Genomic DNA, 5,619 nt, shown 5'->3' on the forward strand with positions numbered 1-5,619 from the left:
TCCACTCCTCCACCACCAAACGCCGCTCACCCTCCGACAACACCTCCACCTCACCGACCCGCACCCCCGGGTCACCCGCCATCCACTCCAACACCCGACCCAGACGAACAGCCAACCTCTGCGCCGTCGCCAGATCGAACAGATCGGTGGCGTACTGGATGCTCCCCACGATCCCGGCCGGAGCGCCGTCGGCGTCCCGCTGTTCGGCCAGAGTGAACGACAGGTCGAACTTGGCCGCCCCCGCCTCCGTGTCCGTCCCGTCCGTGCCGTCCGTGCCCTCCGTCCCGTCCGTTCCGTCCGAGCCCGCTGTCCTCGCCAGCGGGCTCGTGCGCAGGCCGGGCAGGTCGAGGGTGGCCGCCTTCTGCGGGATGTTCTGGAAGGTGAGCATCACCTGGAACAGCGGATGGCGGGCCAGCGACCGCGCGGGGTTCAGCTCGTCCACGAGGCGTTCGAAGGGCATGTCCTGGTGGGCGTACGCGGCCAGGTCCGTGTCGCGGACGCGGGCCAGCAGCTCGGTGAGGGTCGGGTTACCGCTGAGGTCCGTACGCAGCACGAGCGTGTTGACGAAGAAGCCGGCCAGGTCTTCCAGCGCCGCATCGTCGCGTCCCGCGAGGACCGTACCGAGGGGGATGTCGGTGCCCGCGCCGAGCTTCGACAGCAGCACCGCGACAGCCGCCTGCGTCACCATGAACATCGTGACGCCCTGCTGGTTCGCCAACTGAGTGAGACGCCGATGGGTACCGGCATCCACTCGCACCGGCACGAAGCCGCCCCGGTACGAGGCCCGTGCGGGTCGGGGCCGGTCGGTGGGCAGGGACAGCTCGTCGGGGAGATCGGCCAGCGCCGTACGCCAGTGGTCGAGCTGTTCGCTGATCACGCTGTCGGGGTCGTCGACATCGCCCAGGACCTCGCGCTGCCACAACGCGTAGTCCGCATACTGCACCGGCAACGGCTCCCACCCGGGCACCCCACCCCGCACCCGCGCGGCATAGGCGGTCTCCAGATCCCGGGCCAGAATGCCCATCGACCAGCCGTCGACCGCGATGTGGTGCGCCACGATCACCAGCACCGACTCCACCGGCGACAGCACCAGCAGCGAAACGCGCCACGGTAGTTCCACCGCCAAGTCGAAACTCCGTCGCATCTCCCTGTCGACGATCTCCCATATCCGGGACTCGTCGATGCCCTCCTGGATTCCGAGCTCCGGATGCCCGGACCGGCCACTCAGGACCCGCTGGTGAGGGACCCCTTCGACCTCCGGGAAGAGAGTGCGGAGCGTCTCGTGCCGGTCGGCGACATCGGACAGCGCCAGTTCCAGAGCCGTCACGTCCAGCTCGCCCGACAGGCGCAGTGCCAGCGGTACGTTGTAGCCCGCGCCGGCACCGGCCTCCTCCAGCCGGTTGAGGAACCACATCCGCTGCTGGGCGTACGACAACGGCACGGTGTCCGGGCGCTGCCGGACGACGAGCGCGGGACGCTCACCGGCGCCGCGCACCCGGTCGGCGATCCGGGCCAGGGCCGCGACCGTGGGGTCCGTGAACAGGTCGCGGACACTGACCTCGGCGTCCAGCACCGAACGGATGCGGGCGATGAGCCGCATGGCGAGGAGTGAGTCACCACCGAGGGTGAAGAAGGAGTCGTCGGCGCCGACCCGCTCCAGGCCGAGCACCTCGGCGAACAGGCCGCACAGCACCTCTTCGGTGGGGGTGGCGGGGGCACGGCCGGTCGTCCGGCCCGCCAGGTCGGGGGCGGGCAGGGCGGCCCGGTCCAGCTTGCCGTTCCTGGTCAGCGGGATCGCATCCAGCGTCACGAACGCCGACGGCACCATGTACTCCGGCAGCCGCTCGGCCGCGTACTCCCGCAGCGCGGACTCGTCCACCTCGCCCACGACATACGCGACCAGCCGCTTCACGCCGGGCTGGTCCTCGCGGGCGATCACCGCCGCCTGTCCGACACCAGCATGCGCGCTCAGTACGGCTTCGACCTCGGCCGGTTCGATCCGGAAGCCCCGGATCTTCACCTGCTCATCGACCCGGCCGACGAACTCCAGCAGCCCGTCCGCGCTCCAGCGAGCCAGGTCCCCGGTGCGATACATCCGTTCGCCCGACTCGCCGAACGGGCAGGCCACGAACCGCTCCGCCGTCAGCCCGGCACGCCCCGCATACCCACGCGCCACACCCTCACCCGCGAGATACAGCTCACCCGCCACACCCGGCGGCACCGGACGCAGGAACTCATCCAGGACGTAGGTACGGGTGTTGTCCATCGGACGACCGATCGGCACCGCCGCAGGCACCTCGTCCCCGGAGGTGTAGGGCAGGTGCGTGGTGAACGCCGTGTTCTCCGTCGGTCCATACGTGGTACGCACCACCAGGTCCGGATGGGACGCGAGCAGAGTCCGAATGGCCGACGCAGACACGACATCGCCGCCGGTCAGCACCTCCCGCACCCCGGCGAAGATCTCCGGCGACTGCTCCGCCAGCACCCGGAACAACCCCGACGCAGCCACCACATGCGTCACCCGATGCTCAGCGATCAACGCACCCCGCTCAACCGCATCCACCTCCCCCGCCGGCACCACCACCAGCAGCCCACCACGCAGCAACGGCGCCCAGATCTCATACGTCGACGCATCGAACGCATGGTTCGCCTGCACCAGCACCCGCTCCAGCACATCCGCACGCCACGCACCATCCGCGCAGAACGCCACCACATTGCGGTGCGTGACCGCCACACCCTTCGGCACGCCGGACGAACCAGACGTATACATCACATACGCCAACGCACCCGACGACACCCTGACACCCGGATTCGCATCCACCGGCTCGAACACATCCACATCGGTGAGCGTCACCGCGACACCCGCCTCCGCCACGATCGTCTCCCGCCGCGCCTCCGGCAGACCGGGGTCCAGGGGGACATATGCCGCCCCCGCCTTGAGCACGCCGAGCAGCGTGGGCACCAGCTCGGCCGACCGTTCCAACCGCACGCCGACCAGCGACTCCGGGCCGACGCCCCGGTCAATGAGTCCGTACGCCACACCGTTCGCCCGCGCGTTCAGCTCCGCATACGTCCACGACACCCCTTGCCCGACCACGGCCACGGCATCCGGCGTCCGCGCCACCTGCGCCTCGAACCGGTCCACGAGCGTGCCGCCGGGCACCGCACGACGGGTGTCGTTCCACCCGTGCAGAACCATCCGGCGCTCAGCGTCCGACAACACCTCGACATCCGTGACCCGCACCTGCGGGTCCGCGGCCACCTGCTCCAGCACCCGCACCAGACGGGCCGCGAGGGCCCGAGCCGTGCCCTCGTCGAACAGGTCGGCCGCGTACTGGATCTCGCCGCCCATACCCGCCGGGGCGCCATCGTCGGCGCGCCGCTCGGCGAGTGCGACCGACAGGTCGAACCGGGCCACGGCCGTGTGATCCAGCGGCTCGGGGTGGACACGCAGGTCCGGCAGTTGCCAGGGGTCCTGCACCTCGGTCACGTTCTCGACCGCGAGCATGATCTGGAAGAGGGGGTGCCGGGACAGCGAGCGGACCGGGTTGAGGTCCTCCACCAGCCGCTCGAACGGCACGTCCTGGTGCGCGTAGGCGGCCAGGTCCGTCTCCCGCACCCGGCCCAGCAGCTCGGTGAACGACGGATCGCCGCTCACGTCCGTACGCAGCACCAACGTGTTGACGAAGAACCCCGCCAGCTCCTCCAGCGCCAGGTCGTCCCGGCCCGCCACCGCCGTGCCGAGCGGTATGTCGGTGCCCGCGCCCACCTTCGACAGCAGCACCGCCAGCGCCGCCTGCGCCACCATGAACATCGTCACGCCATGCCGCCGCGCCACCTCCGACAGGCGTACGTGCACGTCGGCGCCCACCTCGATCGGCACCGTTCCGGCTTCGAAGGACGACTCCGAGGAACGGGCTCGGTCCACCGGCAACGCGAGTTCTTCCGGCACGGCCGCCAGCGCCTGGCGCCAGTATCCGAGCTGCTCGCTGATCAGGCTGTCCGTGTCGTCGAGGTCGCCGAGGACCTCGCGCTGCCACAGCGCGTAGTCCGCGTACTGCACCGACAGGGGCTCCCACCCCGGCGCCTCGCCGTGGCTGCGCGCGGCGTACGCGCTGCCGAGGTCGTGCATGAGTACGCCCATGGACCAGCCGTCGACCGCGATGTGATGCGCGACGATGACCAGCACCGACTCCACCGGCGACAACGTCAACAGCCGCACCCGCCAGGGCAGTTCCCGGGACAGATCGAAGCGGTGCCGGGTCTCGGCCGCGACGGCTCCCGGCACGTCGTGCTCACCGACCTCGCTGATCCGGACCTCGGGTCGGCCGGCCGCGCCTCGCAGCAGGTGCTGGCGGGGCAGGCCGTCGGCGTCGGGGAAGATGGTGCGCAGGCTCTCGTGCCGGTCGGCGACGTCGCCCACCGCCGCCTTGAGGGCCGCCACGTCCAGGTCGCCGGTCAGGCGGAGTGTGAGCGGAAGGTTGTAGGCGGCTCCGGCGCCGGCCTCCTCCATCTGGTTGAGGAACCACATCCGCTGCTGCGCGTACGACAGCGGCAGGACCTCCGGACGCTCACGCGCGCTGAGCGACGCCCGGGCCGCGCCCCGGACCCGGGCCACGCCCGCCACCGTGGGAGAGGCGAACAGTTCGCGGATGCCGACCTCGACGCCCAGGACGGACCGGATACGGGCGATCAGCCGCATCGCCAGCAGCGAGTCCCCGCCCAGGTCGAAGAACGAGTCCTCCACCCCGACCCGTTCCACGCCCAGAACCTCGGCGAACAACCCGCACAGCAGTTCCTCGGTGGGGGTCGCCGGGGCACGACTGCCCGCCTGCGCGGCGAAGTCGGGGGCGGGGAGGGCGGAGCGGTCGAGCTTGCCGTTCTCGGTCACGGGGAACGCGTCGAGCGGGATCACCGCGGCCGGGACCATGTGCCCCGGCAGCCGCCCGGCCACGAACGACCGCAACTCCGCCGGGTCCAGGGCCGCCGTGCCCTGCTCGGGGACGACATACGCGACCAGGCGGCGCACACCGCCGTCGTCCCGGGCCACGACGAGCGCACGGCCGACCGCCTCGTGCGCGTTCAGCACCGCCTCGATCTCGCCCGGCTCGACCCGGAAGCCCCGGATCTTGATCTGTGCGTCCGCGCGCCCGGCGAACACCAACTCACCCTCAGCGGTCCAGCGCACCAGGTCCCCGGTCCGATACATCCGCTCACCAGGCCCACCACGCTCTCCGAACGGGCACGCCACGAACCGCTCCGCCGTCAGCCCCGCACGACCCGCATACCCCCGCGCCAGACCACGACCCGCCACATACAACTCACCCACCACACCCGGCACCACCGGACGCAAAAACTTATCCAGCACAAACACCCGCGTGTTCCACACCGGCCGCCCAACCGGCACCACCCCACCCGACACCCCACCCGACACACCGCCAGAAGACAACGGCCCCGACATCGCCGCACACACCGTCACCTCCGTCGGCCCATACGCATTCACCATCCGCCGACCACCAGCAAACCGCTCCACCAACTCCGGCCCACACACCTCCCCCGCCACCACCAACGTCTCCAACGAACCCGGCAACCCCTCCTCACCAGCCAGCAAAGACGGCG

Annotated in this window: 1 protein-coding gene; it reads right to left on the reverse strand. The window is 70.8% G+C overall.

Going from position 1 to position 5,619, the window contains the following annotated elements; genetic code table 11:
• A partial coding sequence (locus IE316_RS35100) for a non-ribosomal peptide synthetase (RefSeq protein ID WP_190208627.1) occupies positions 1 to 5,619 on the reverse strand: 5,619 nt, incomplete at both ends.

The sequence above is a fragment of the Streptomyces fumanus genome (assembly GCF_014655295.1).
GTDB classification, from domain to species: domain Bacteria; phylum Actinomycetota; class Actinomycetes; order Streptomycetales; family Streptomycetaceae; genus Streptomyces; species Streptomyces fumanus.